This window comes from Pectobacterium odoriferum, assembly GCF_009931295.1.
GTDB lineage: Bacteria > Pseudomonadota > Gammaproteobacteria > Enterobacterales > Enterobacteriaceae > Pectobacterium > Pectobacterium odoriferum.
Window position 1 is genome coordinate 3,477,086 of the sequence record NZ_CP034938.1, and the last position, 25,812, is coordinate 3,502,897.

The window sequence follows — 25,812 nt, forward strand, 5'->3', positions numbered from 1 at the left end:
TGTGCTGCCGGATTCTTTTTCCTACAAACCCTGACATATCTTCCATAATTCCTTCATTTTTGTCCGGCATCCCTTGTTTAAACTAGTAAAATAAGGCCATTGGTCTAATAACGTGCTGGGTATGACAGCCAACGCACATGCAACGTGAAGTATGCGGCTACGCCGTGCTTCCCGCGCAACCTGGAGAGAGTAATCCATCACTATGAATGCCAAACGTATCCGAGGCCTGCTGGTACTTGCCGCCGTTATCGCTATTGCCGTCCTGATCTGGCGCCATTTTACCCAGACACCGCCTGCCGCCTCTGGCACGAGTGAACTGCACGCCGCCCGTACGTCACATTCGGGAAATAATACCAGTGGCGGTGGACGCCGCGCCGCTATGCGCACGTTGGCCCCTGTGCAGGCGGCGATGACGCAATCCGCTTCTGTGCCCTATTATCTGTCCGGTTTAGGCACCGTGACGGCGGCCAACACCGTGACGCTGCGTAGCCGGGTGAACGGGCAATTGATGGCGTTACACTTTCAGGAAGGGCAACAGGTTAAGGCTGGCGAGCTGCTGGCAGAAATCGACCCGCGTCCTTTTCAGGTTGAGCTGACGCAGGCTCAGGGACAGTTGGCAAAAGATCGGGCCGTGCTGGCTAATGCCCAACAGGATTTAGCACGCTATCAGCAACTGGTGAAAACCAATTTGATCTCCCGTCAGGAGCTGGATGCGCAGACCGCCGCCGTTCGTCAGGCAGAAGGCACGCTAAAAGCCGATGAAGGTGCCGTCGCCAGCGCCCAGCTCCAGTTGGATTACAGCAAAATCACCGCGCCAATCAGCGGTCGGATCGGCTTAAAGCAGGTCGATGTCGGGAATTACATCACCAGCGGCGACACTAATGGGATTGTCGTGATTACGCAGACCTACCCTATCAATGTGGTCTTTACCGTACCGGAAGCGGAAATCTCCACGATTCTGAGTGCGCAGAAATCAGGTCAGCCGCCCGTGGTAGAAGCCTGGGATCGTGCCAATCAAACGAAACTCTCGCAGGGTATCCTGCTGAGCATGGACAACCAGATCGACACCACCACGGGCACGATCAAGCTCAAGGCACGTTTTGACAATCTGGACGATGCCCTGTTCCCGAACCAGTTCGTGAATATCCGCATGAAGGTCGACACGCTGAAAAATGCCGTCGTCGCGCCATCCGCCGCCGTACAAATGGGCAATGAAGGCCGCTTTGTCTGGATTCTGAATGATAAAAATGAAGTGAGTAAGCGTCAGGTTACCACCAGCATTCAGTACGGCCAGTTGGTTGTGGTGACCGCCGGGCTGGACGCCAATGTTCAGGTTGTGACTGACGGTATCGACCGCCTGACCGAAGGCGCGAAAGTGGAAGTCGTGCCCTCGGCGTTGACGGAGAAAACGCCCGCCATCGCTGGGGAGAAATCCTGATGCAGGATACCGTTCCAGCCAGCGGCGGTGGCCCGTCGCGCCTGTTTATCCTGCGTCCGGTCGCCACGACGCTGCTGATGATCGCCATTCTGCTCGCCGGTATTATCGGCTACCGGGCACTGCCAGTGTCCGCACTGCCCGAAGTCGATTATCCGACGATTCAGGTCATTACCCTGTATCCCGGTGCCAGCCCCGACGTGGTGACCTCGGCGATTACCGCGCCGCTGGAACGGCAGTTCGGCCAGATGTCTGGGCTAAAACAGATGTCGACGCAGAGCGCAGGCGGCGCATCCGTTATCACACTCCAGTTCCAGCTTGAGCTATCGCTGGACGTCGCCGAACAGGATGTACAGGCCGCTATCAATGCGGCCAGCAACCTGCTGCCTAACGATCTGCCCTACCCGCCAACCTACAGCAAGGTGAATCCGGCGGATCCGCCAATTATGACGCTGGCCGTCACCTCCAGCACCATGTCGATGACGCAGGTGCAGGACATGGTGGACAACCGCATCGCGCAGAAAATTTCACAGGTGGCGGGCGTCGGTCTGGTGTCATTAGCCGGTGGCCAACGTCCGGCAGTACGGGTCAGGCTGAACGCCCCTGCGCTGGCGGCGTACGGTTTGACCAGCGAAACGATCCGCACCGCTATTACCGCCGCCAACGTGAATTCCGCCAAGGGGAGTCTGGATGGTCCGACGCGCTCGGTCACGCTCTCCGCCAACGATCAGATGAAATCCGTTGATGATTACCGCAAGCTGATTGTCGCGTGGAAGAATGGCGCACCGGTGCGGCTTCAGGATGTCGCGACTATCGAACAGGCCGCCGAGAATATTCATCTCGGTGCCTGGGCGAATCGGCAGCAGGCGATCATTATCAACGTTCAGCGTCAGCCGGGTGCCAACGTCATCACGACCACGGACAGCATTAGCAAGATGCTGCCCGCGTTAAAAGCCAGCCTGCCGAACTCTGTCGAAGTCACCACGCTGACTGACCGCACCACCAGCATTCGCGCCTCGGTGAAAGACGTCCAGTTTGAGTTGCTGCTGGCGATCGCGCTGGTCGTGATGGTGATTTACCTGTTCTTGCGTAACGCCGTCGCCACGCTGATCCCCAGCATTGCCGTGCCGCTGTCGCTGATTGGCACCTTTGCCGCGATGTATTTTCTCGGTTTCTCCATCAATAACCTGACGCTCATGGCGCTGACCATCGCCACCGGTTTCGTGGTGGATGATGCCATCGTGGTGATTGAAAACATCGCCCGCTATATCGAAAAAGGGGAAAAACCGCTTAACGCGGCGCTGAAAGGCGCGGGGGAAATCGGCTTCACCATTATCTCTCTGACCTTCTCGCTCATCGCGGTGCTGATCCCGCTGCTGTTTATGGGCGATATCGTCGGGCGTCTATTCCGCGAATTTGCCGTCACGCTGGCGGTATCTATTCTGATTTCCGCCGTCGTGTCGCTCACGCTAACACCCATGATGTGCGCACGAATGCTGAGCCACCAGTCGCTGCGTAAACAGAACCGTTTTACCCGCGCCAGCGAACGTTTCTTCACTCGCCTGATTGATGCCTACGGCGTCTGGCTGCGCAAGGTGCTGAATCATCCGTGGCTGACGCTCAGCGTCGCGCTCGGTACGCTGCTGCTGACAGTTTTGCTCTATATCTGGATCCCGAAAGGCTTCTTCCCGATACAGGATAACAGCATCATTCAGGGCACCGTGCAGGCACCGCAGACGGTCTCGTTCAGCAATATGGCCGACCGCCAGCAGCGCGTCGCATCCATCATCATGAAAGATCCGACGGTGGAGAGCGTGTCCTCGTTCATCGGCGTTGACGGCACGAATGCCGCGCTAAATAGCGGCCGACTGCAAATCAACCTGAAACCGCTCAGTGAACGCAGCGAACGTATTCCAGAGATCATCAGTCGCTTGCAACAGCAAACCGCCCAGATCCCCGGTATTCAGCTGTATCTGCAACCGGTGCAGGATCTCACCATCGACACCCAGATTAGCCGCACGCAGTACCAGTTTACGTTACAGGCGATGTCGCTGGACGAACTGAGCGAGTGGGTGCCAAAGCTGATGACCGAGCTGAAAAAGCTGCCGCAGCTAGAGGATGTCAGTAGCGACTGGCAAGACGGCGCAGCGGTCGCCTACGTCAACGTCAACCGCGACAGCGCCAGCCGTCTGGGCATCACGATGTCACAGGTCGATAGCGCGCTGTACAACGCCTTTGGTCAGCGACTGGTTTCCACCATCTATACGCAGGCCAGCCAGTACCGCGTGGTGCTGGAGCACGATACGACCAACAACACCGGTCTGGACGCGCTGAACGATGTACGCCTCATCAGCAGCGACGGCGGAACCATTCCGCTCAGCAGCATTGCCACCATTGAAGAGCGTCAGGGGCCGTTGGCGATCAACCATATCGATCAGTTCCCGTCGACGACAATCTCCTTCAACGTCGCTAAAGGCTATGCGCTGGGCGAAGCGGTTGATGCCATCACGCAGGCCGAGCAGCAGATGAACCTACCTGCGGATATCACCACTCGTTTTCAGGGCAGTACGCTGGCGTTCCAGTCAGCGCTGAGCAGCACCGTGTGGCTCATCGTAGCGGCGATTGTCGCGATGTACATTGTGCTTGGCGTGCTATACGAGAGCTTTATTCACCCGATCACCATCTTGTCTACGCTGCCAACGGCGGGCGTCGGCGCACTGCTGGCGCTCATGATGGCGGGGAACGAGCTGGATGTGATCGCCATTATCGGGATCATTTTGCTCATCGGAATCGTGAAGAAAAACGCCATCATGATGATCGACTTCGCGCTGGCGGCGGAGCGAGAACAGGGCATGAAACCGTATGACGCGATTTATCAGGCCTGTCTGCTGCGTTTCCGGCCGATTTTGATGACCACTATGGCGGCGCTGCTGAGTGCGCTGCCGCTGATGCTGAGTACCGGCGTCGGCGCAGAACTGCGCCAGCCGCTGGGGATCTGTATGGTCGGCGGCCTGATCATGAGCCAAGTCCTGACGCTGTTTACCACACCGGTGATCTACCTGCTGTTTGATCGTCTGGCGACGCGATTCCGCCGTGCGCCACGTCAGGAGGAAGAAACCGAGTGAAGTTCTTCGCCCTGTTCATCCACCGCCCCGTCGCCACCCTGCTGCTGACGCTGGCCATCGCGCTCTGTGGCGTATTGGGTTTCCGCCTGCTGCCGGTGTCGCCGCTGCCGCAGGTGGATTTTCCGGTGATCTCGGTCAGCGCCTCGCTGCCCGGTGCCTCGCCGGAAACCATGGCTTCTGCCGTCGCCACGCCGCTGGAGCGGGCACTCGGCAGGATCGCGGGCGTCAGCGAAATGACCTCCACCAGCTCGCTCGGCAGTACGCGCGTCATTCTGGTATTTAATCTCGACAGGGATATCAACGGTGCGGCGCGTGATGTACAGGCGGCCATTAACGCGGCACAGAATCTGTTGCCATCCGGCATGTCCAGCCGCCCGACCTATCGCAAAGTCAATCCGTCCGACGCCCCCGTCATGATTCTGACGCTGACCTCGGACACCTACAGTCAGGGACAGCTGTACGACTTTGCCTCTACCCAGCTGTCGCAAAAAATTTCGCAGATGGAAGGCGTTGGCGATGTCTCCATTGGCGGGAGTTCGCTGCCTGCCGTGCGCGTCGCGCTGAATCCAGTGGCGCTGTTTAATCAGGGTATTTCCCTCGATGAGGTACGGCAGGCTATCGCGCAGGCGAACGTGCGCCAGCCGCTGGGGAACGTGGAAAACAGCCAGAAAAGCTGGCAGATACAAACCAACGATGAACTCAAAACCGCCGATGCCTACGCGCCGCTGATTATCCATTACAACAACGGGGCCGCCGTCCGCCTGAGCGACGTCGCCACGGTAGAAGATTCGGTGCAGAACTCCCGTAACGCGGGGATGGCGAACTCGAAGCCTGCGATTCTGGTGATGATTCGCCGCGCGCCGGATGCCAACATTATCACCACGGTAGACAATATCCGCGCCGCGATGCCAGAGCTACGTGCCAGCCTGCCTGCCGAAATACAGCTGGACGTCGCACAGGATCGTTCACCCACCATTCGCGCCTCGCTGGCGGAGGTCGAGCAATCGCTGATTATCGCCGTCGCGCTGGTTATTCTGGTCGTCTTCCTGTTCCTGCGTTCAGCCCGTGCAACCGCCATTCCAGCGCTGGCCGTCCCGGTGTCGCTTATCGGCACTTTCGCGGCCATGTATCTGTGCGGTTTTAGTCTGAACAACCTGTCGCTGATGGCGCTTACCATTGCCACCGGTTTCGTGGTGGATGACGCCATCGTGGTGCTGGAGAATATTTCCCGCCACATCGAAGCCGGCATGAAGCCGCTACAGGCCTCGCTTCAGGGCGTGCGCGAAGTGGGGTTTACCGTCTTATCGATGAGTCTGTCGCTGGTTGCGGTGTTCATTCCGCTGCTGCTGATGGATGGCTTGCCGGGGCGGTTATTCCGCGAATTCGCCGTCACGCTGTCGGTTGCGATCATGATTTCGCTGCTGATCTCGCTGACGCTGACGCCGATGCTGTGCGCCCGCCTGCTACGTGCCGTTCCCAAACGTAGCCAGCCGCGCACCCGTGGTTTTAACCGTGTACTGCTCGCCATGCAGCAAGGCTATGGGCGCTCGCTGAAATGGGTGCTCAACCATGCACGTTGGGTTTTGCTGCTCCTACTGGGCACCATCGCGCTCAACGTCTGGCTGTATATCAGCATCCCGAAGACCTTCTTCCCGGAACAAGATACGGGCAGGCTGATGGGCTTCATTCAGGCCGATCAGAGTATTTCTTTTCAGGCCATGACGGTGAAACTCCAGAACTTCATGACCATTGTCAGCAGCGATCCTGCGGTGGATAACGTGAACGGGTTTACCGGCGGATCGCGCACCAACAGCGGGTCGATGTTTATCTCACTTAAGCCGCTGTCCGAACGTGATGTATCGGCGCAGCAGGTAATCAGCCGCCTACGCGTCAAGCTGGCAAAAGAACCCGGCGCTAACCTGTTTTTAATGCCGGTGCAGGATATTCGTATCGGCGGGCGGGAATCGAGCGCGGGATACCAGTACACGCTGCTGTCTGATGATCTAAGTGAACTGCGCACATGGGAACCCAAGATTCGTGCTGCTTTCAGCAAACTGCCTGAGCTGGCCGACGTGAACTCCGATCAGCAGGATAAAGGCGCAGAAATGGCGCTCACCTACGATCGCGATGCGATAGCGCAGCTCGGCATCAGCGTTTCTGCCGCTAACGCACTGCTCAATAACGCCTTCGGACAGCGCCAGATTTCGACCATTTACCAGCCGTTAAACCAATACAAGGTGGTGATGGAAGTGGACGACGCCTACACGCAGGATGTCAGTTCACTGAACAAGATGTTCGTGATCAATAACGAAGGTAAGCCTATCCCGCTCTCTTATTTCGCCAGTTGGAAGCCGATCAACGCGCCGCTGTCGGTGAACCATCAGGGGCTGTCTGCCGCCTCGACGATCTCTTTTAACCTGCCGGAAGGCACCGATCTTTCCAGCGCGACGGCAGCGATAGAAAGAACCATGACGTCGCTGGGCGTGCCGTCAGCGGTACGCGGTCAGTTCTCCGGTACGGCACAGGCGTTCCAGCAGTCGCAGTCTTCCCAACTGTTGCTGATTCTGGCAGCGATTATCACCGTGTATATCGTGCTGGGCGTGCTGTATGAGAGCTATGTGCACCCGCTGACGATTCTGTCTACCCTGCCCTCGGCAGGCGTGGGCGCGCTGCTGGCACTGGAGTGGTTCGGCGCACCGTTTAGTCTGGTGGCGCTAATTGGCATTATGCTGCTGATTGGGATCGTGAAGAAGAACGCGATCATGATGGTGGATTTTGCGCTGGTGGCACAGCGCAGCGACGGGTTAAGCGCACAGGACGCCATTTTTCAGGCCTGCCTGCTGCGTTTCCGTCCGATTATGATGACCACGTTAGCCGCGCTGTTTGGCGCACTGCCGCTGGTGCTGACCAGCGGCGACGGCGCGGAGCTGCGCCAACCGCTCGGCATCACGATTGTCGGCGGGCTGGTGATGAGTCAAATCCTCACGCTGTACACCACCCCAGTGGTGTATCTGTTTTTCGACAAACTGAGGAATATTCGGCGCAAAGCCCCACGAGAACTGGAAGCGAATTCCTAGTGCGAAAAAAACTCTCGGATGAGCGGCAGGATTTGTCACTATCATGACTGGACATGAGTAACGGTAAGACCTAATAACATGTTATTTCTAGAGAGGTTTCGTGCGCTTAACGTTCACTGTTTTTCTAATAGCGCCCCGAACGCGCCCGACCAAGGGCGGCTCAATTGCCGTCGCCCTTGGAACCCTGGCTTTTGGCGCTAAATTGTACCGCTACGCGGTGCCTTCGCCGAAAGCCGTCTCTTTACGGGCCGCCAGTGACGCGTTTACTCGCCCCATAAATGGGGCTCGCCCTTCGGGCCAGCACAAGTGCTGTTCAAAAACGTCGAGACGTTTTTGTCCGGCGCGGCACTGTCTTTCGTGGCGTCCATGCCACTCACCCGTGAGCCAGCTTCCGTCTCAGTACAATTTTTTACGCCAGAAAAAAATGTTAAGCACACGAAGTGACAGAAAAGAAATATATAGATCGCAACGAACTCCCGCCTTGGCGTAAATGATGCTGAGGAGGAGATGACCTCTCGGATGAGCGGCAGGACGCTGCGAAAGCCGCTGCCGCGTCGGAAACGCGTCAGCGGCGGTCCGAACAGGAGAGCATTGACGACGAAGGAACCGCGAAGCGGCATCATTTCCCGCCAAACAGCCTGGGTTCACAGGGCGGCGGCGACTGAGCGCCCCTGTGTCGTGCGCATACAGAAAGCATGCAGAGAAAAACAAATGTTAAGCGCACGAAACCTCGCTAAAATAACAAGTTACACAATCGGGTGTCGGCATATGTATTCACCAACTATCCATTTATCACTTAATCAGGGGGAATCTGAAACATGATGAATTCCGCCTCTGTCCGCTGGCAGCTCTGGATTGTTGCCTTTGGCTTTTTTATGCAGACGTTGGATACCACCATCGTGAATACCGCGCTGCCTTCGATGGCCGCGAGTCTGAATGAAAGCCCGCTGCATATGCATTCGGTGATTGTTTCCTATGTGCTGACCGTCGCGGTGATGCTGCCCGCCAGCGGCTGGCTAGCGGACCGTATCGGCGTGAAGAACATCTTTTTCGCCGCGATTCTGCTGTTTACGCTCGGATCGCTGCTGTGCGCCCGTTCGGAAACGCTGAACGAACTGCTGATTTCACGCGTCATTCAGGGCGTCGGCGGCGCGATGATGGTGCCGGTAGGCCGCCTGACAGTGATGAAGATCGTCCCACGCGATCAGTATATGGCGGCGATGACATTCGTGACGCTGCCCGGCCAGGTTGGCCCATTAATGGGGCCCGCGCTCGGCGGCTTTCTGGTGGAATACGCCAGTTGGCACTGGATTTTCCTCATCAATCTGCCGGTCGGCATTATCGGCGCGCTGGCAACCTGGTTCCTGATGCCCAATTACACCATGCGCACCCAACGCTTCGATATCAGCGGCTTCCTCTGGCTCGCCGTTGGGATGGCCACGCTGACATTGGCGCTGGACGGCAACCGCAGTCTGGGCATTCCGCCAATTGCCATTTTCGCCCTGATCGCCGTCGGGCTGATCGCGCTATTGAGCTATTGGCTGCACGCCCGTCACAACAAACGGGCGCTATTTAACTTGCATCTGTTCGACACATCCACCTTTTCTATCGGCCTGACAGGCGGGCTATTGGCCCGCATCGGCAGCGGCATGTTGCCGTTTATGACGCCGCTGTTTTTACAGCTGGGGATGGGATTTTCTCCCTTCCATGCCGGACTCATGATGGTGCCAATGGTGCTAGGCAGCATGGGAATGAAGCGGATCGTGGTGCAGGTCGTCAACCGACTCGGCTACCGCCGCGTGCTGATTGTCTCCACGCTGCTGCTGGCTCTGGTCACGGCGCTGTTCGCTCTGGTTGCGCTAATGAAATGGATCTGGATGATCCCGATTGTGCTGTTCTTCCTCGGTACGGTAAACGCCGTTCGCTTCTCCACCATGAACACGCTGACCTTGAAGGATCTGCCGGATACGCTGGCCAGCGGCGGCAATAGCCTGCTGTCGATGACCATGCAGCTGTCCACCAGCCTCGGTGTGAGTATCGCGGGCATTCTGCTGGGGATGTTTTCTCAGCCGCATATGGCGGCGGGAGGCGCGGAAACACATTTGGTGTTTATTTACACCTATCTCAGCATGATCGTTATCATCGCCCTGCCCGTGTTGATTTTTAATCGCGTGCCAATGGACAGCGTCAAGCAGTCAACGCTGCCGCGTAAATCGTGAGGTCGTCATGAAATTCGGAATCACCGCCAAGCTGTTCCTCGCGATTTTCGCCACCTGTATGCTGGTGCTGATTACCATGCACTGGGGCGTGCGCGCCAGCTTCGAGCGCGGCTTTATCGACTACATTAAGCGCGGCAACGAACAGCGGGTCACGCAACTGCGCGATGCACTGGCGGAGCAATATCAGCAGCACGGCAACTGGTCATTCCTGCGTAACAATGAGCGTCTGGTGTTCAAGATGCTGCACTCGCTGGATCAAAACAACGACACCGACAACAGTATGCAAGGGCTACGCGTACGTCTGTGGGTGCTCGATACCGGCAAACGCAAGCTATTTGGATCTCCAGCACCGATACCGAACGAAGGCACCTGGCAACCGATTCAGGTGCAAAACCAGACGGTCGGCTGGATTGTCGCCTCGCCTGTTGAACGCCTGACCCGCAACGCCGATATCAGTTTCGATCAACAGCAACAGCGCACCAGTTGGCTGATTGTCGCACTCTCGACGCTGCTCGCGATTATCGCTACCTGGCTCACCGCACGTGGCCTGCTCGCCCCCGTCAAGCGACTGGTCAACGGCGTGCACAGTTTGGCATCGGGGGATTTCAGTACGCGGGTAACGGCAAGCTCGCACGACGAACTGGGCAGGCTGGCACAGGATTTCAACCAGCTTGCCATCACGCTGGAAAAAAACGAGCAGTCCCGTCGCGCGTTTATGGCCGATGTCTCTCACGAGTTGAGAACGCCGCTGGCGGTGCTGCGTGGCGAGCTGGAAGCCTTGCAGGATGGCGTACGTAAACCCGACTCGAATTCTCTGCATTCGCTCCAGTCTGAAGTCGCGACGCTGACCAAACTGGTGGACGATCTGCATCAGCTTACGCTGTCCGATCGCGGGGCGCTGGCCTACCGCAAAACGGCGGTGGACGTGGTGCAAATTCTGCATATTGCTATCGCCGCGTTTCATGAGCGTTTCCAGAAAAAGCAGATTACGCTCACCACCGCGTTACCAACTCAGGCTGGCGTCTTTGGTGACCCGGACCGGCTCAGCCAGCTATTTAATAACCTGCTGGAAAACAGCCTGCGCTACACGGATGAGCAGGGTCAGTTGACCATTACGGTGGTTCAGCAGCATAAACGCTGGGCGATTATCTGGCAGGACAGCGCCCCCGGCGTGACCGACGAGCAGCTCACGCTGATTTTCGAGCGCTTTTACCGTGCAGAAAGTTCGCGTAACCGCGCCAGCGGCGGCTCCGGGCTGGGGCTGGCGATCTGCAATAATATCGTTGAGGCGCATAGCGGACGGCTGTATGCTGAACATTCGCCATTAGGGGGAGTGATGATTACCATCAAGCTTCCCTTGCACGAACCTGATTAAGATCCACACCTAAATAAGCAGAGCTATGACAACCGCACCCGATTTCGCTATGGCATCACCGATTCTGATCGTCGAAGATGAGCCCAAATTGGGGCAACTGCTGGTGGATTACCTTCAGGCAGCGGACTATGCCACGCACTGGCTGCCCAACGGCAACGATGTCGTCGAGTGGGTGCGGCAGCGTTCTCCTTCACTCATTTTGCTGGATTTAATGCTGCCGGGCTGCGACGGCCTGACGCTCTGTCGCACCATCCGCCAGTTTTCCAACGTGCCGATTATTATGGTCACCGCCCGCAGCGAAGAGATCGATCGCCTGCTGGGGCTGGAAATTGGTGCCGACGACTATATTTGCAAACCCTTCAGTCCGCGCGAAGTGGTCGTGCGCGTCAGAACGCTGCTGCGCCGCTGCGGCTGGCAAAATGACGGGCTGAAAGCCGCAGAGAAAACCGAAACGGCCCTGTTGATTGATAAAAGCGGCTTTCAGGCCAGCTATCTGGGGCAGAATCTCGATCTCACGCCAGCGGAGTTTCGCCTGCTCAAGACGCTCTCCACCGAGCCGGGCAAGGTGTTTTCTCGCGAGGCGCTGCTGGATAAGCTCTACGACGATTATCGCGTCGTGACCGACCGCACCATCGATAGCCACATCAAAAACCTGCGTCGCAAGCTGGAACAGTTGGACGAAGAGACCTCATTTATCCGCACGGTATACGGCATCGGCTATCGCTGGGAAGCCGCGCCCTGTAATGAGGTATAACGCCCACCGCCTTATGATGTTATGGAGACCATGTTGAACGGACCAGACCCTGATAACCGCTACCCCATGGCCGGTTTCCCCCAAGTGTGTTTCATCAAGAATGTTGTCACCAACCCGAATATCGAAATTGGCGACTACACCTATTATGACGATCCCGATGGCGCGGAAAATTTCGAGCAAAATGTGCTCTACCACTATCCGTTTCTCGGCGATAAATTAATCATCGGTAAGTTTTGCGCTATCGCGCGTGGCGCAAAATTTATCATGAACGGGGCCAATCATCGGCTTTCCGGCTTGTCTACCTACCCGTTTCAGATTTTTGGCAACGGCTGGGAGAAAGTGATGCCCCACCCCGGAGAGTTGCCTTACAAAGGCGACACCCTCATCGGCAATGATGTCTGGATTGGCTATGACGCGCTGATCATGCCCGGCATCCGCATTGGAAATGGTGCCATCATTGCGTCACGCGCCGTGGTCACCGCCGATGTGCCCGCTTATACGGTCGTTGGCGGCAATCCGGCCAAAATCCTTAAATCCCGTTTTGCGCCGGACGTCATCGATGCACTGGAAACGCTGTGCTGGTGGGACTGGCCGATAGAAAAAATCACGCGTCATCTGGAAGCCCTCGCGGCTGGCGATATGGCGGCACTGCAAGCTGGCTATCTGCCAGAGTAACCGTTTTCCGTTCCACATGAATCCATTCCACACGAAGAAGAGGCTCCCACGCTAATGACTGCGCTATTTTCCGAAACCACCAAAATCGAGACACCTCGCCTGCTGCTGCGTCCGCTCTATCGTGATGATGCACCTGCGCTATTCGCCTTTATGTCCGACCCGGTTGTGATGCGCTTCTGGAATCATCCGCCTTGGCAGCACATCGAACAGGCACATGACGCAATTGACGAACACTGGAGCGCGCTGTGCGCCGAGCAGCACATGAAGCTGGGTCTGGAAGTCAAAGAGAGCGGCGAGCTGATCGGCACCTGCGTGCTGTTCAACCTTGAGATTGAGTCTAAACGCGCCGAAATCGGCTACTGTCTGGCGGCAAGTGCGCAAGGCAAAGGCTATATGGCGGAAGCGCTCTCTGCGCTGCGGGATTTTGCCTTTGAAACGGCGGGACTCAGCCGACTGGAAGCCGAAATCGATCCCCGCAATGTGGCCTCAGCCCGCTCGCTGGAACGACTGGGGTTCACGCAGGAAGGGCTGTTAAAGCAGCGGTGGATCGTGGACGGCGAGGTGTCCGACTCTGCGTTATACGGCCTGCTGGCGGCTAAGCGTTAGCCAGCCCCTTCCCATGCTGGTCAAAAATACTGTCTGACTTAATGAAAATTTTGTCATTTTCTCTTTTCCCAAGGCTGTTACTCTTTTAAGCCTACAATAATAACGGGTATCACCCCGCACACCGTGCGGGACAGGGGTCACCTGCAACAGTACGGATAAGGGGAAAAGTGTATGTCAGGCTTAGTGAATGGCAAATGGGTTAACGGCGATGTCGCAGCGGAAGAGATCAAAAACGGGGCGTTCCACCGCGAAGAAACCAAATTTCGGCAAACCGAGCTGGTGCCAGAGGCCGGGCGTTACCAGCTTTTTGTCTCCTACCTCTGCCCGTGGGCATCGCGCACGCTGATTTTCCGCAAGCTGAAAGGGCTGGAGAACATCATTTCCCTCTCCGTTGCCAACCCGCGAATCGCCGATAACGGCTGGGAATTTGCCACGCCACAGGATGCCGGCGAGCATGTGGGTGAAATAAACTACCTGCACCAGCTGTACACCGCCAGCGTGCCCGACTACACCGGAAAGGTATCAGTTCCTGTGCTGTGGGATCGAGTAGAAGGCCGCATCGTGAACAACGAATCGGCGGATATCATCCGCATGCTGAACAGCGAATTTAACGACCTGACCGGCAACCACCTTGATTTCTACCCGTCAGAGCTGCGCAGCGAGATCGACCGCTGGAACGAAACCGTGTACCACAACGTCAACAACGGCGTGTATAAGACCGGGTTCGCCAAAACGCAGGAACACTATAACGATGCCGTCACCACGCTCTTCGCCACGCTGGACGAACTGGACGATCATCTGGGGCGCCATCGTTATATCATCGGCGACACGCTGACCGAGGCCGACTGGCGTCTGTTTGTGACGCTGGTGCGTTTTGATGTGGCCTACCACGGCGCGTTCAAATGTAATTTGAAGCGCATTGCCGACTACCCGAACCTGTCGAACTACCTGCGTGAACTGTACCAATGGCCGGGCGTCGCAGAGACGGTCAATATCGAGCACATCAAAGCAGGCTATTACGGTATTGCCTGGCTGAACCCGACGCAGATTGTGCCGGTTGGCCCACAGGTCGATTTATATCAGCTCCACAACCGCGAAACGTTCGGGAAATCCCGTATCGCCACGCGTTAATACGGCCTTATCTGGCCTGTTCCATTAATGGCAGGCCATGCTTTATTTAGGTCAAAAAAATTGATTTACGTCAAACGATTGATTTACGTCAAACAAAGGCCCCACATTTCGTGTCGTCTACTGCAATTTCCCCCTATTAGCGCTAGAATCCTCCGCTTTTACTGCTCCCGCCGTGGAACAGCCTGACTTGTGATCAGAATCGAGAGATACCATGTTTAAACCGGAACTGCTTTCTCCGGCCGGTACGCTGAAAAATATGCGCTACGCCTTTGCCTATGGCGCGGACGCGATTTATGCCGGTCAACCCCGCTACAGCCTGCGCGTGCGCAATAACGAATTCAACCATCAGACGCTGGCGCAAGCCATTAACGAAGCGCATGAGCTGGGCAAGAAATTTTATGTCGTCGTTAACATCGCGCCGCACAACGCCAAACTGAAAACCTTCCTGCGCGATCTGCAACCCGTGATCGAAATGGGGCCGGATGCGCTGATCATGTCCGATCCGGGCCTGATTATGCTGGTGCGCGAAAACTTCCCACAGATGGATGTTCACCTTTCCGTTCAGGCCAACGCGGTCAACTGGGCGACAGTGAAATTCTGGCAGCAGATGGGGCTGACGCGCGTGATTCTGTCCCGCGAACTGTCGCTGGAAGAGATTGCAGAAATCCGCCAGAACGTCCCAGATATGGAACTGGAAATCTTCGTTCACGGCGCGCTGTGCATGGCTTATTCCGGTCGCTGCCTGCTGTCCGGCTACATCAACAAGCGCGATCCGAATCAGGGCACCTGCACCAACGCCTGCCGCTGGGAATATAAGGTTCAGGAAGGCAAAGAGGATGAGGTCGGGAATATCGTTCATCAGCACGAACCTATCGCGGTGAAAAACGTTGAGCCTGCGCTGGGCATCGGCGAACCGACCGACAAAGTCTTTATGCTGGAAGAAAACCTGCGCCCCGGCGAGTACATGAGCGCATTTGAAGACGAGCACGGCACCTACATCATGAACTCCCGCGATCTGCGTGCGATCCAGCACGTTGAGCGCCTGACGCAAATGCAGGTTCATTCGCTGAAAATCGAAGGCCGCACCAAGTCATTCTATTACTGTGCCCGTACCGCACAGGTATATCGCCGCGCCATTGACGATGCCGTCGCGGGGAAACCGTTCGACCCGACGCTGCTGGAAACGCTGGAAGGCTTGGCGCACCGTGGCTACACCGAAGGCTTCCTGCGTCGCCACGTGCATGAAGATTACCAGAACTACGACTACGGCTACTCCGTTTCCGATCGTCAGCAGTTTGTCGGTGAATTCACCGGCGTGCGCCGCGATGGGCTGGCGGAAGTCGAGGTGAAGAACAAGTTTTCATGCGGCGACAGCGTAGAGATGATGACGCCGAACGGCAATATTCAATTCACCATCGAATCTATGCAGAATACCAAAGGGCAGCCGACCGATGTGGCACCGGGTAACGGCCATATCGTCTATCTGCCCGTGCCGGACGATGTCTCGCTGGATTACGCACTGCTGCTGCGCAATCTGCCGGGCACCACCACGCGCAATCCCAACGCGGAATAAACTGGTAATAGCGCCGGATGTCACGTACATCCGGCAATGCCTCCCACAAGGCGATCCCTTGCTTATCGTATGCCCCCCTATTATCAACCTTTCTCAACCGCGACTCGGTACGTCAATCGCGCGAAGGTATCGTTACAAAGCTCAGGGGTTTTTTACGAATATTAGAAACAGATCACATCAATTCGCCAGTCTTGTGGTTAATATTGCGTCGCTGAGAAAACATAGAACGAAAAACAAGCGTAGTGATACTACTAGGAACCACCTCCTTGGCCAGCTCAATCTCCCTTGAGCTGGCTTTTCTTTTTCTCACGCCCCCCATTTCCCTACCGCAAACATTCCCTGACTCTTCTGATTTCTACCTACCGATTTAGTGTCTATTATTAATTCCACTATCCTGCTTAGGAGAAATAGGCCATGGAAAAAAATCCGGTGACGCTGCTGATTCTGAATGGGAAAAGCGCGGGTAATGAAGAACTTCGCGAGGCCATTGATGAGCTACGCAAGGACGGCTATACGCTGCATGTCCGCGTAACCTGGGAATACGGCGATGCCAAACGCTATGTAGAAGAGGCGATTCAGCTCAACGCGGATAACGTGATCGCAGCCGGTGGCGACGGCACCGTCAATGAAGTTGCCGCCGCATTAGCGGTACAGCCGGAAGCGGTGCGTCCGTGTCTGGGAATTGTGCCGCTGGGTACAGCCAACGATTTCGCCACCAGCTGTCAGATTCCGATGGAAATGCACAACGCGTTGACGCTGGCGATCAAAGGCCGCGCCACCGCGATTGATATCGCCAAGGTGAACGACAGCCATTACTTCATCAACATGGCAACGGGCGGCTTCGCCACGCGCATCACCACCGAGACACCGGCCAAGATGAAGGCCGCGCTGGGAAGCGCTTCATACGTACTACACGCGCTCTTTCGCATGGACATGCTGCAAGCCGAGCGCTGTGAGATTCGCGGGCCGGATTTTCACTGGTCGGGGGATACGCTGGTTATCGCGGTGGGCAATGGTCGTCAGGCTGGCGGCGGGCAGCAGCTTTGCCCGGAAGCACTAATCAACGATGGGTTGCTGGAACTGAGCGTGCTGTCGGCAACAGAGCTGCTGCCGAATATGCTTCAAGCCTGGTTTACCGGCAGCGAAAACCAGAACATGATTTCCGCTACCCTGCCCTGGCTGGAGATTACCGCCCCGGACGATATGACGTTTAATCTGGACGGTGAACCGCTCACAGCCAAACGTTTCCATATCGAGGTGCTTCCCGCAGCGATTCACTGCCGGCTGCCGCCCCAGTGCTCGCTGCTGGAATAGCGGCGCGTTTCGATTATTCCTGTTTCAACTATTCCCGCTTCAGGCGATTACTGTTTGCCAGATACAGTGTTACCACCAACAGCAGAATCGCCGCGGAATAAATCAGCGTATCCGACGGGCTTTTGTGATCGACAATAATCAGGCGAATGATAGCCGTAATGCCGATGTAGATAAAATAGCGCAGCGGGAAGTGATAACCGGACTGAAAATACTTCACGATCAGCGCAATGAACTCAAAATACAGGAAATAGATCACAATGCCTTCTATCAGCTGATAGGAGGAATCTTTCTCGTTGGAGATCAGCAGCACTTTCGCCAGATGGAACGTTTCCTTGACTAAAAAAATCACCAGAATGGTCGCCAGCACTAGCAGGCCGATATTGAGTATCGTCTGAAGCGCCTTGGCAGCCATCGCACTACGAGCAGAACCTGCCATATGTTATCCCCACATCCTATTTCACATTAACGCCACGATTTCACAGCAAAGTAACCGGACGAACCGCGTACTGTCTATGCCGAATACGCTTAATTTAATTTGAAATTACTGGCAAATATGTCACGCAAAGTACAAGTCAATTTACTTATACCCGTCATACTTCAGGTTGCATGTGCGTTTTACCACCAGCGATGGAAATGATGAACAGGGCCGATTCCGTGCCCGACCTCCAGCGTGTCGGCCTGCTGTAACGCCTGCTGTAAATAGCCCTTCGCTACCTTCACTGTCTCACCCCAGCTATCGTGACGTGGCCGCAGCGCCGCCAGCGCGGCAGACAGCGTGCAGCCAGTACCATGCGTATGGCGTGTATTCACACGCGGGGAACTAAAGCGCTGTGGTTCGGCCTGCCGGCTGAACAGCCAGTCCGGGCTTTCCGCTTCACTGAGGTGACCGCCTTTCATCAGCACCGTCTGACAGCCCATCGCCAGCAGCGCTTCCCCTTGCTCACGCATTTCCCGCTCATTGGTAGCCGATGACGTATTCAGCAGCGCGGCGGCCTCCGGCAGGTTCGGCGTAATCAGGGACACCAGCGGCAACAGCTCACGACGGATCGACTCCACCGCCTCGGGAGCCAGTAGCGGATCGCCACTTTTCGCCAGCATCACGGTGTCCAATACCACGAAAGGCACGGCGTAATGACGCAGGCGCTCGGCAACGGTTTCAACAATATCGGTCTGCGCCAGCATGCCAATCTTGGCGCTGTCGATACGCACATCGCTCAGCACAGAATCCAGCTGCGCTGCGACAAAATCCGGTTCAATCCGGTAGACGGACTGCACGCCACGCGTATTTTGCGCCACCAGCGCGGTAATGACCGACGTGCCGTAAGCACCCAGCGCAGAAAACGCTTTTAAATCCGCCTGAATCCCCGCACCGCCGCTCGGATCGGTGCCCGCAATCGTCAACGCATTGATGCGCTTCATGCCAGATCCTCCGCGCACAGGGTATAAAGCCGATCGAGAAAATTGGGAATAAAACTCCCCGTTCCTTGCGACGTCGAAGCTGCCTGCTGCCCCGCTAACGCCATGGCATAGCACGCCGCCGCTACGTGGGATAAGCGATCCCCCTCTAAGGAACAGAAACCCGCGACGACCGCCGACAGCGCACAGCCCGTGCCAACCACCCGCGTCATCATGCTATCGCCGCCGGTTACCGCGATATCTCGCTCACCGTCCGTGACATAATCCACCATGCCGGTCACTGCAACAATCGTCCCCACTTGCCGAGCCAGTTCGCGCGCGGCAGGGAGCGCCGTCAGCGAATCATCGGCGCTATCCACGCCACGCCCCTGTGCGGCTAAGCCCGCCAACGCCATGATTTCAGACGCATTGCCGCGAATCGCCGTCGGCCTCCACGCCAGTAATTCTCGACAAAACTCACTCCGAAAGGTCAACCCGCCTACGGCAACCGGATCGAGCACCCACGGCGTACCCGCCTGATGTGCGCTGTTTACCGCCGCCCGCATCGCCTCAGCGCGCGTACGTTCCAGCGTCCCGACATTAATCAGCAGCGCATCGGCCACCGCGCTAAACTGCGCAGCTTCTTCAGGATCGACCACCATTGCCGGTGACGCATTCAGCGCCAGCAGCACATTAGCGGTAAAAGATTGCACCACATCGTTGGTCAAACAGTGCACCAGCGGCGAGGCAGAACGGAATTGGGTTAGTGATGTTGCTGCCTGAGCGGCAGAAAAGTCGGCAGGTCGAGTGTTCATAGGTCTCCCAACCGGCGTGGAAGAAGGCGGCTACCGGTGGGCATACCGTGACTTCCCTACGCTGGCATTATCCAGATCAGGTGGTACGGGTATTTCTCAGCCTTCACAAAGAAGGGCACCCCGAGTCATGTATTAGAACCATCCCAGTAGGCGTTATGGTGCAGCCAGTTTGGACACGGACAGCGCGCAGAAACCGGAGCGTACACGTAGTACGTGAGGATTTTGAGCACTGCCCAAGTTCAAAATGGCAAATGAAATAGCCCTAATGGGATAGGATCTTACGCTTCGCAGCATAAGTAAGTGACGCCAGTAAAGCAAGCCATCGCCCACGCGACTCCCACCTGACACAAAATGAAAACCCACAGGCACGTTGTGACATAGAGAAAAATGCCATAACCCTTTAGACTGGTTAATCAAACCCATACTGAGGAAATTGTGATGACGATGATAAAGAGTTATGCCGCACCGGAAGCAGGCGCAGCGCTGGAGTTGTATGAGTTTGATGCGGGTGAACTGCAAGCGGAAGACGTCGAAGTCGTGGTTGATTACTGCGGCGTGTGCCATTCCGATCTCTCAATGATCGATAACGAATGGGGGATGTCGAGCTATCCGCTGGTTGCCGGGCATGAAGTGATTGGCCGTGTACACGCGCTGGGTGACGCGGCGAAAAGCAAAGGATTAAAGATTGGTCAGCGCGTCGGGATTGGCTGGACGGCTCGCAGCTGTGGGCACTGCGATGCCTGTATCAGCGGCAGTCAAACTAACTGTCAGCAAGGCAGCGTGCCGACCATCCTGAATAAAGGCGGCTTTGCCAATAAGATTCGCGCGAACTGGCAGTGGGCTATCCCGCTTCCTGATTCCATTGATATCGAATCGGCGGGTCCGTTACTGTGCGGCGGCATCACCGTCTTCAAACCGCTGTTAATGCACCATGTCACCGCAACCAGCCGCGTCGGCGTGATCGGTATCGGTGGCCTGGGGCATATCGCGATTAAGCTCCTGCACGCGATGGGCTGTGAAGTCACAGCATTCAGTTCCAACCCGGCCAAAGAGCAAGAAGTGCTGGCGATGGGTGCCGATAAGGTCGTCAACAGCCGCGATCCGCAGGCGCTGACCGCACTGGCAGGCCAGTTCGATCTGATCATCAACACCGTGAGCGTCGATCTGGAATGGCAGCCCTACTTCAATGCGCTCGCCTATAACGGGAAGTTCCATACCGTCGGCGCGGTGATGAAGCCATTCAGCGTTCCAGCTTTCACGCTTATCGCGGGCGACCGCAGCGTTTCTGGTTCTTCTACCGGCTCACCGCATGAGCTGCGTTCTCTGATGAAACTCGCCTCGCGTGCCAACGTGAAACCGCAGACGGAACTGTTCCCGATGTCGAAAATCAATGATGCCATCCAGCACGTACGTGACGGCAAAGCCCGCTACCGCGTGGTACTGAAAGCCGATTTTTAATCGGTAAAGACGCCTGATCAATCAGGCGTCTGCTTTTGCAGAATCAGTCCGCCCTACACCATCTTCTGGAGTACACCACCGGTTAGCATAATACTGAATCTATTCAATCTATTTCATGATAGGATTAAAAGGTGATACAAGAGGAGGTGAGCGATGCCTTTTAAACAATATGATCATGATTTCATTGATAAAAACAAGAAGACATCTTGCCCGGTAAGGCTCGCCCTATTATCGTCAGCGCTGATCGTTATATTTAATGTCCTGTTCTTAAAGCATCGAGATTTTCAGGAGCAGTTGCACAACAATCCTGGGTTTTATACCGATGCGATCGCACTGATTTTTCTTTTTTTTATCTTATCGTGTACCAGTAAAATATCACTTAATCACACTTCGGCCTTATCCATTCGCCTCGGGTTACACGTATGGATATGCTCCGCCACGTTTGATTTTATGGATGAGTTTGTTTATCAGACTAAATTTATTGGATATTACGTTGAGGATTTACTGAAAATTATTGGTATGTTTGGCGTTGGATTTGGTGTTTATAACCTGATACAGCAAATCAACAATAAGTACGTCGAAGCCAGAATACAGTCATTTAGCGATGAACTCACGCAACTTCCTAATCGTCGGTTTTTTATTAACGAATTAAAAAAACTCGAAACGAAAACACCCTATTTATTTATTATCGACATCGATAATTTCAAAGTCATCAATGACAAATATGGTCATACGAAAGGCGATGAAATATTAAGTAAATTTGGCCATATTCTTTCCCGTTTCGATAATAGTGAAGTCGTCGCAACCCGAATAGGTGGCGAAGAATTCGCGATTATTCTGTATGCCGGGACACAGGCTCGGGCAGAGAAGCTGGCAAGAGAAGTATTAAAAAATGCGAACAAAATCATAATTAAAAATAGGCATCATCTTTCTGTCAGTATTGGGGCGGGTAAGAAACAGCCTCAGGAACCCACTGAACACTTTATGAAGCGCGTGGATGTTGCACTTTACCAGGCCAAAAGCACGGGTAAAGGCAAGGTTGAATGGACTCGGGAACCGAAAGAAAAAACCCTGTAGCCCGCCCCTCTTATCCCCACAACACGGCCGCATGGACGCGCCGTCCTCTCTGACTCATCATAAACTCTATTCATTCCCACCACTGCGAGCCATCGCCTACTCAGCTATCACCCTGTAACAAAATTAAACACTTCCTGATTAATTAACTCGCTAACCACCGTGTACTCTTTTATAGGTAGAACCGAAACACATCATAATCCACAACACATTCAGTAAAAGGAAGACTAATGAAAGCAGCCATTGTTACGAAAGATCATTCCATTGAGATTCAGGATAAGAAACTGCGCCCCCTCCAGCATGGTGAAGCCCTGCTAAAAATGGAATGCTGTGGCGTGTGCCACACTGACTTGCACGTCAAAGACGGTGATTTTGGCGATGTTACCGGCATCACCCTCGGCCATGAAGGTATCGGTATCGTTAAAGAAGTAGGTCCGGGTGTCACATCGCTAAAACCCGGCGATCGCGCCAGCGTAGCCTGGTTCTATCAGGGTTGCGGCCACTGCGAATATTGTAATAGCGGTAACGAAACCCTGTGCCGCGCGGTGAAAAATGCTGGCTATTCTGTCGATGGTGGAATGGCTGAAGAGTGCATTGTCGTTGCCGATTACGCGGTAAAAGTACCAGATGGCCTGGATTCTGCCGCTGCTAGCAGTATTACCTGCGCGGGCGTAACAACGTACAAAGCGGTGAAAGTCTCGCAAATCAAGCCGGGACAGTGGATCGCCATTTATGGTCTGGGCGGATTAGGCAATCTGGCGCTGCAATACGCCAAAAATGTCTTTAACGCGAAAGTCATCGCTATCGATGTGAACGATGCACAGTTGGCCTTTGCTACAGAGGTAGGTGCAGATCTGGTCATCAATCCAGCCAAAGAAGATGCCGCCAGAATCATTCAGGAAAAAGTAGGTGGCGCACATGCGACCGTGGTCACTGCCGTCGCCCGTGCAGCATTTAACTCCGCAGTAGATTCCGTTCGCGCAGGTGGACGCATTGTTGCCGTCGGCCTACCACCGGAATCCATGGATCTGAACATTCCACGTCTGGTGCTGGATGGTATTCAGGTGTTGGGGTCGCTGGTGGGCACGCGAGAAGATCTGAAAGAAGCCTTCCAGTTTGCAGCCGAAGGAAAAGTTAAACCGAAAGTAACCCGCCGCCCGCTGAAAGACATCAACGCCATTTTCGCTGAAATGAAAGGCGGAAAGATCACTGGCCGTATGGTGATCGACCTGTCAATGTAAGCAGAGGTTTACTGATATACCCTAACTAATTCAAATTACAGAACAAAACGTTAGCGTTTTGAACAACGCAAAGCGTTGGCCCCAAAGTGCTGAGGCCACAAGGCCGAATAACGCAGCGACCGCGTGAATCCTCAGGCGCTTACACCAGTAAGTGACAGGGGGTGAGTAAGAGAAGCCAACGCACATGTATGTAGTTTGAAGTATGACGGGTATAAAACGGGATAGCGCAACGCTATCCCGTTCATTCTTTAGTATCAGTTAAGCGTTTGGGTATTACCGGGGCACACGAGCTGTTTACTTTTAATATGGTAAACCTCGACGTCAGGACGCGTGAAGAAGGCGATTTCCCACGGGTTCTTGGTGACGAATTCATGGCGTACTTTTTCATAGAGCGGATTATCACGCGCGATAATAAACGCTTCCCCTTCAATAATGGTGTAGTTCCATTCAATGGCTCGCTCGAAGGTGTAATGACTGCGTTCATCCATCGCAAAAAAGCAGTGTGGATTACGTTTGAGCAACTGAGATTTAAAGGTCTCGGGGAACGTAATCAGGAAGATATCGTTATCCACGGACGACAGGAATGCCAGCACCGTAGTATGCGGCTGTTCGGCGGCCATGGTAATGAGTACACCGACCTTATTGGAGAAATCCTGCTTTTCCGTCGGTGGAAAATCAACCATTGGCGTCAAGGGCACCGGCATCAACGGGCGATCGTCTTGTGGAAACTGATAGCCCGGTTCGCGGATATCCAGCACGGGCGTGAAACCGTGCAGGAGCTGACACTCTCGCGGTTCCAGCACGACCCAATCTCCGTCGCTGACGATGACACGCCCTTTGTAAGAAGCACGATAAACCTGAATATTGGCATCAAATTCATCAACGCCGGAGCGATTATCAAGGTGGATAGTTGCCAGATCGCCAACGGCAAACTCATGCCCGTGTGGGAAAAAAACGCGCAGGCTGTTATCCGCATTGGGATAGACGCCGCAAATATGGATGACCATGCCATCCTGCTTATACCCCGCCAGTACACCGAGAGTTTGCTTTCCTAGATAGCTCACGAGACTCATACATCACGCCTTATTCAGATTGGACTTCAGAGAGGACGCAACCCTGCTTCACTCGGGCCGTTCCAGCAGCGGTCAGAAATCTGAAAGGAATCACAGTCTGACCGCATGGCTTCCTACCTATCAACGGAGAAATCGCTGAAAACTTTAGGCTGAATAGGTAGGAATTAAAAGCGATAAGTAGGGCGGATCACCCTGTTATTTCAGCACCAGCATAGTGATTCCCACGCCGATCAGCATCAGACAAAACGCCCCACGCAGGTAAACAACTGGCAGCTTGTGTGCTAAAGCCACGCCCCAGGAAACACTAAAGATCCCGCCCAACGCCAGTGGTAAACCAATACCCCAGTCAACGTTCCCCGCCTGCGAGTAGGATAGCAGCGCCGCCAATGCGCCCGGAACAACGAGTATCAACGCCATGCCCTGTGCTTGCGTTTGCGCAAAGGCAAACAGCGTAACCAACACTGGCACCACCACCAGACCGCCGCCGACGGTAAAAATACCGGACATAAATCCGCTTGCGACGCCGAGCAGCGGGAGGTATTTGGTCGACAGCACAATTTCCGATGTTTGGCTGCGCTTCTTGTTATACCACTGCCACATATAGAACGCCGCCAACACCAGCAGGAAAGTGGCAAAGGCACGCTGGAGATTGTGAACATCAATCGATGAAGCGATGTGAGCCGCAAGGTAAGCGGACCCCGTCGCGAAAGCACACATGGTCAACGCCACCCGCGTATCAATGCGGTTACGCTGGCGATAGCGTAGAAAACCAATCAGCACGTTAGGCGTAATCATCACCAGCGCAGTTCCCTGTGCCATATGCTGATCCATGCCGAAGAGCACGCCCAGAACCGGAATCGCGATCAGCCCACCGCCAATCCCCAGCATTCCTCCGCAAAATCCCAGCCCGACCCCCAAAAGCAAACACAACAAAATATCGCTGAACATCATTAAGCTAAACATAAAAAATGCATGACCTATATATGACAAGACTATCTGGAGAACCGCGTTTCAGGCCGGTAGGCAGACAATGGTTTTAGGGTAAATATTCCGCGATTTCGATCAAATTAAGATCGGGATCGCGCAGATAGAGAGAACGGATTGGCTGCGTTGCACCCGTTCGCATCACCGGTCCTTCGCTAATTGGCCAGCGACAGCGTGCCAGATGATCCATAACCTGCTCCAGCGGCACCGACGCAATAAAGCACAGATCGAGCGAGCCAGGAACGGGCAGATGAGCCTTGGGCTCATGCTCGGCTCCGCGCAGATGCACGTTGATTTTTTGATGACCAAAATGAAAAGCAACGCGCTCATTCGCAAACGTTTCCTCCCGCATTTGCAACACATGAACATAAAAATACCGGGTCGCTGAGAGATCAACGCAGGTCAATACAAGGTGATCAATATGATCGATAAATGACATTGATAAGTCCTATCATGAACGACATTTCTCACATCCTAGGAGTAACGCG

General features: G+C 55.0%; 21 protein-coding genes and 1 riboswitch. Of the genes, 14 read left to right on the forward strand and 7 right to left on the reverse strand.

Annotated elements, in window-relative coordinates:
* The first annotated feature begins 202 nt into the window (after positions 1-202).
* The 3 genes from EO763_RS15640 to mdtC are packed head-to-tail and all read left to right on the forward strand — an operon-like array spanning position 203 to position 7,637.
* On the forward strand, positions 203-1,438 hold the full coding sequence (locus EO763_RS15640; protein WP_161529513.1) for an MdtA/MuxA family multidrug efflux RND transporter periplasmic adaptor subunit: 1,236 nt from the start codon (positions 203-205) through the stop codon (positions 1,436-1,438).
* A complete protein-coding gene (locus tag EO763_RS15645; protein WP_161529514.1) occupies positions 1,438-4,560 on the forward strand; it encodes an MdtB/MuxB family multidrug efflux RND transporter permease subunit in 3,123 nt (1,040 codons plus the stop codon). Before EO763_RS15640 ends, EO763_RS15645 begins: the two co-directional genes overlap by 1 nt.
* Positions 4,557-7,637 (forward strand): multidrug efflux RND transporter permease subunit MdtC, encoded by a 3,081-nt coding sequence (gene mdtC / locus EO763_RS15650; RefSeq protein WP_161529515.1) that lies wholly within the window; start codon positions 4,557-4,559, stop codon positions 7,635-7,637. Before EO763_RS15645 ends, mdtC begins: the two co-directional genes overlap by 4 nt.
* 263 nt (positions 7,638-7,900) lie before the next feature.
* Here mdtC and EO763_RS23310 read toward each other — a convergent pair whose 3' ends face one another.
* Positions 7,901-8,260 (reverse strand): hypothetical protein, encoded by a 360-nt coding sequence (locus tag EO763_RS23310; RefSeq protein ID WP_167521826.1) that lies wholly within the window; start codon positions 8,258-8,260, stop codon positions 7,901-7,903.
* Between the two features lie 195 nt (positions 8,261-8,455).
* Between EO763_RS23310 and mdtD the strand changes: the two genes are divergently transcribed.
* From mdtD to yegS, 8 genes are all read left to right on the forward strand, one after another.
* Positions 8,456-9,856 carry an MFS transporter gene (mdtD, locus tag EO763_RS15655; RefSeq protein WP_161529516.1) on the forward strand — a complete coding sequence of 467 codons (1,401 nt, stop codon included), beginning with the start codon at positions 8,456-8,458 and terminating at the stop codon, positions 9,854-9,856.
* 7 nt (positions 9,857-9,863) lie between these two features.
* On the forward strand, positions 9,864-11,231 hold the full coding sequence (baeS, locus tag EO763_RS15660; RefSeq protein WP_161529517.1) for an envelope stress sensor histidine kinase BaeS: 1,368 nt from the start codon (positions 9,864-9,866) through the stop codon (positions 11,229-11,231).
* Between the two features lie 25 nt (positions 11,232-11,256).
* The gene (gene baeR / locus EO763_RS15665; protein ID WP_161529518.1) at positions 11,257-11,985 is read left to right on the forward strand and encodes an envelope stress response regulator BaeR; all 729 of its coding nucleotides are present in this window, start codon (positions 11,257-11,259) and stop codon (positions 11,983-11,985) included.
* A 30-nt stretch (positions 11,986-12,015) separates the two neighbouring features.
* Positions 12,016-12,660 (forward strand): Vat family streptogramin A O-acetyltransferase, encoded by a 645-nt coding sequence (locus tag EO763_RS15670; protein ID WP_425281349.1) that lies wholly within the window; start codon positions 12,016-12,018, stop codon positions 12,658-12,660.
* Between the two features lie 54 nt (positions 12,661-12,714).
* Positions 12,715-13,266, forward strand: a complete 552-nt coding sequence (locus EO763_RS15675) for a GNAT family N-acetyltransferase (RefSeq protein WP_161529520.1) — start codon at positions 12,715-12,717, stop codon at positions 13,264-13,266.
* 171 nt (positions 13,267-13,437) lie between these two features.
* Positions 13,438-14,397 (forward strand): glutathione S-transferase family protein, encoded by a 960-nt coding sequence (locus tag EO763_RS15680; RefSeq protein WP_161529521.1) that lies wholly within the window; start codon positions 13,438-13,440, stop codon positions 14,395-14,397.
* 211 nt (positions 14,398-14,608) lie between these two features.
* A complete protein-coding gene (gene trhP / locus EO763_RS15685) occupies positions 14,609-15,970 on the forward strand; it encodes a prephenate-dependent tRNA uridine(34) hydroxylase TrhP (protein WP_039492358.1) in 1,362 nt (453 codons plus the stop codon).
* Positions 15,971-16,384: 414 nt separating this feature from the next.
* On the forward strand, positions 16,385-17,284 hold the full coding sequence (gene yegS / locus EO763_RS15690; protein ID WP_010305487.1) for a lipid kinase YegS: 900 nt from the start codon (positions 16,385-16,387) through the stop codon (positions 17,282-17,284).
* Positions 17,285-17,312: 28 nt separating this feature from the next.
* Here the strand turns inward: yegS and psiE are convergent, their stop codons facing one another.
* The 3 genes from psiE to thiM form a co-directional block, all read right to left on the reverse strand.
* Entirely contained in the window at positions 17,313-17,720 is a 408-nt protein-coding gene (gene psiE, locus EO763_RS15695) for a phosphate-starvation-inducible protein PsiE (protein WP_010305490.1), read from the reverse strand.
* Between the two features lie 179 nt (positions 17,721-17,899).
* Entirely contained in the window at positions 17,900-18,703 is an 804-nt protein-coding gene (thiD, locus tag EO763_RS15700) for a bifunctional hydroxymethylpyrimidine kinase/phosphomethylpyrimidine kinase (RefSeq protein ID WP_161529522.1), read from the reverse strand.
* Positions 18,700-19,494 (reverse strand): hydroxyethylthiazole kinase, encoded by a 795-nt coding sequence (thiM, locus tag EO763_RS15705; RefSeq protein WP_161529523.1) that lies wholly within the window; start codon positions 19,492-19,494, stop codon positions 18,700-18,702. Before thiM ends, thiD begins: the two co-directional genes overlap by 4 nt.
* 36 nt (positions 19,495-19,530) lie before the next feature.
* Positions 19,531-19,627, reverse strand: a riboswitch (TPP riboswitch).
* Positions 19,628-19,932: 305 nt separating this feature from the next.
* Between thiM and ahr the strand changes: the two genes are divergently transcribed.
* From ahr to adhP, 3 genes are all read left to right on the forward strand, one after another.
* A complete protein-coding gene (gene ahr, locus EO763_RS15710; RefSeq protein WP_161529524.1) occupies positions 19,933-20,952 on the forward strand; it encodes an NADPH-dependent aldehyde reductase Ahr in 1,020 nt (339 codons plus the stop codon).
* A 153-nt stretch (positions 20,953-21,105) separates the two neighbouring features.
* The gene (locus EO763_RS15715; RefSeq protein ID WP_161529525.1) at positions 21,106-22,029 is read left to right on the forward strand and encodes a GGDEF domain-containing protein; all 924 of its coding nucleotides are present in this window, start codon (positions 21,106-21,108) and stop codon (positions 22,027-22,029) included.
* 227 nt (positions 22,030-22,256) lie between these two features.
* Positions 22,257-23,267, forward strand: coding sequence for an alcohol dehydrogenase AdhP (gene adhP / locus EO763_RS15720; protein ID WP_161529526.1), 1,011 nt, complete (start codon positions 22,257-22,259; stop codon positions 23,265-23,267).
* Positions 23,268-23,521: 254 nt separating this feature from the next.
* On the opposite strand, the gene EO763_RS15725 is transcribed toward adhP, so the two are convergent.
* From EO763_RS15725 to EO763_RS15735, 3 genes are all read right to left on the reverse strand, one after another.
* Positions 23,522-24,340, reverse strand: a complete 819-nt coding sequence (locus EO763_RS15725) for a hypothetical protein (protein WP_161529527.1) — start codon at positions 24,338-24,340, stop codon at positions 23,522-23,524.
* Between the two features lie 195 nt (positions 24,341-24,535).
* Entirely contained in the window at positions 24,536-25,303 is a 768-nt protein-coding gene (locus tag EO763_RS15730; RefSeq protein ID WP_167521846.1) for a sulfite exporter TauE/SafE family protein, read from the reverse strand.
* A 73-nt stretch (positions 25,304-25,376) separates the two neighbouring features.
* Positions 25,377-25,763: a VOC family protein gene (locus EO763_RS15735; protein WP_161529528.1), complete on the reverse strand. Its 387-nt coding sequence runs from the start codon at positions 25,761-25,763 to the stop codon at positions 25,377-25,379.
* Between the last annotated feature and the right edge of the window lie 49 nt (positions 25,764-25,812).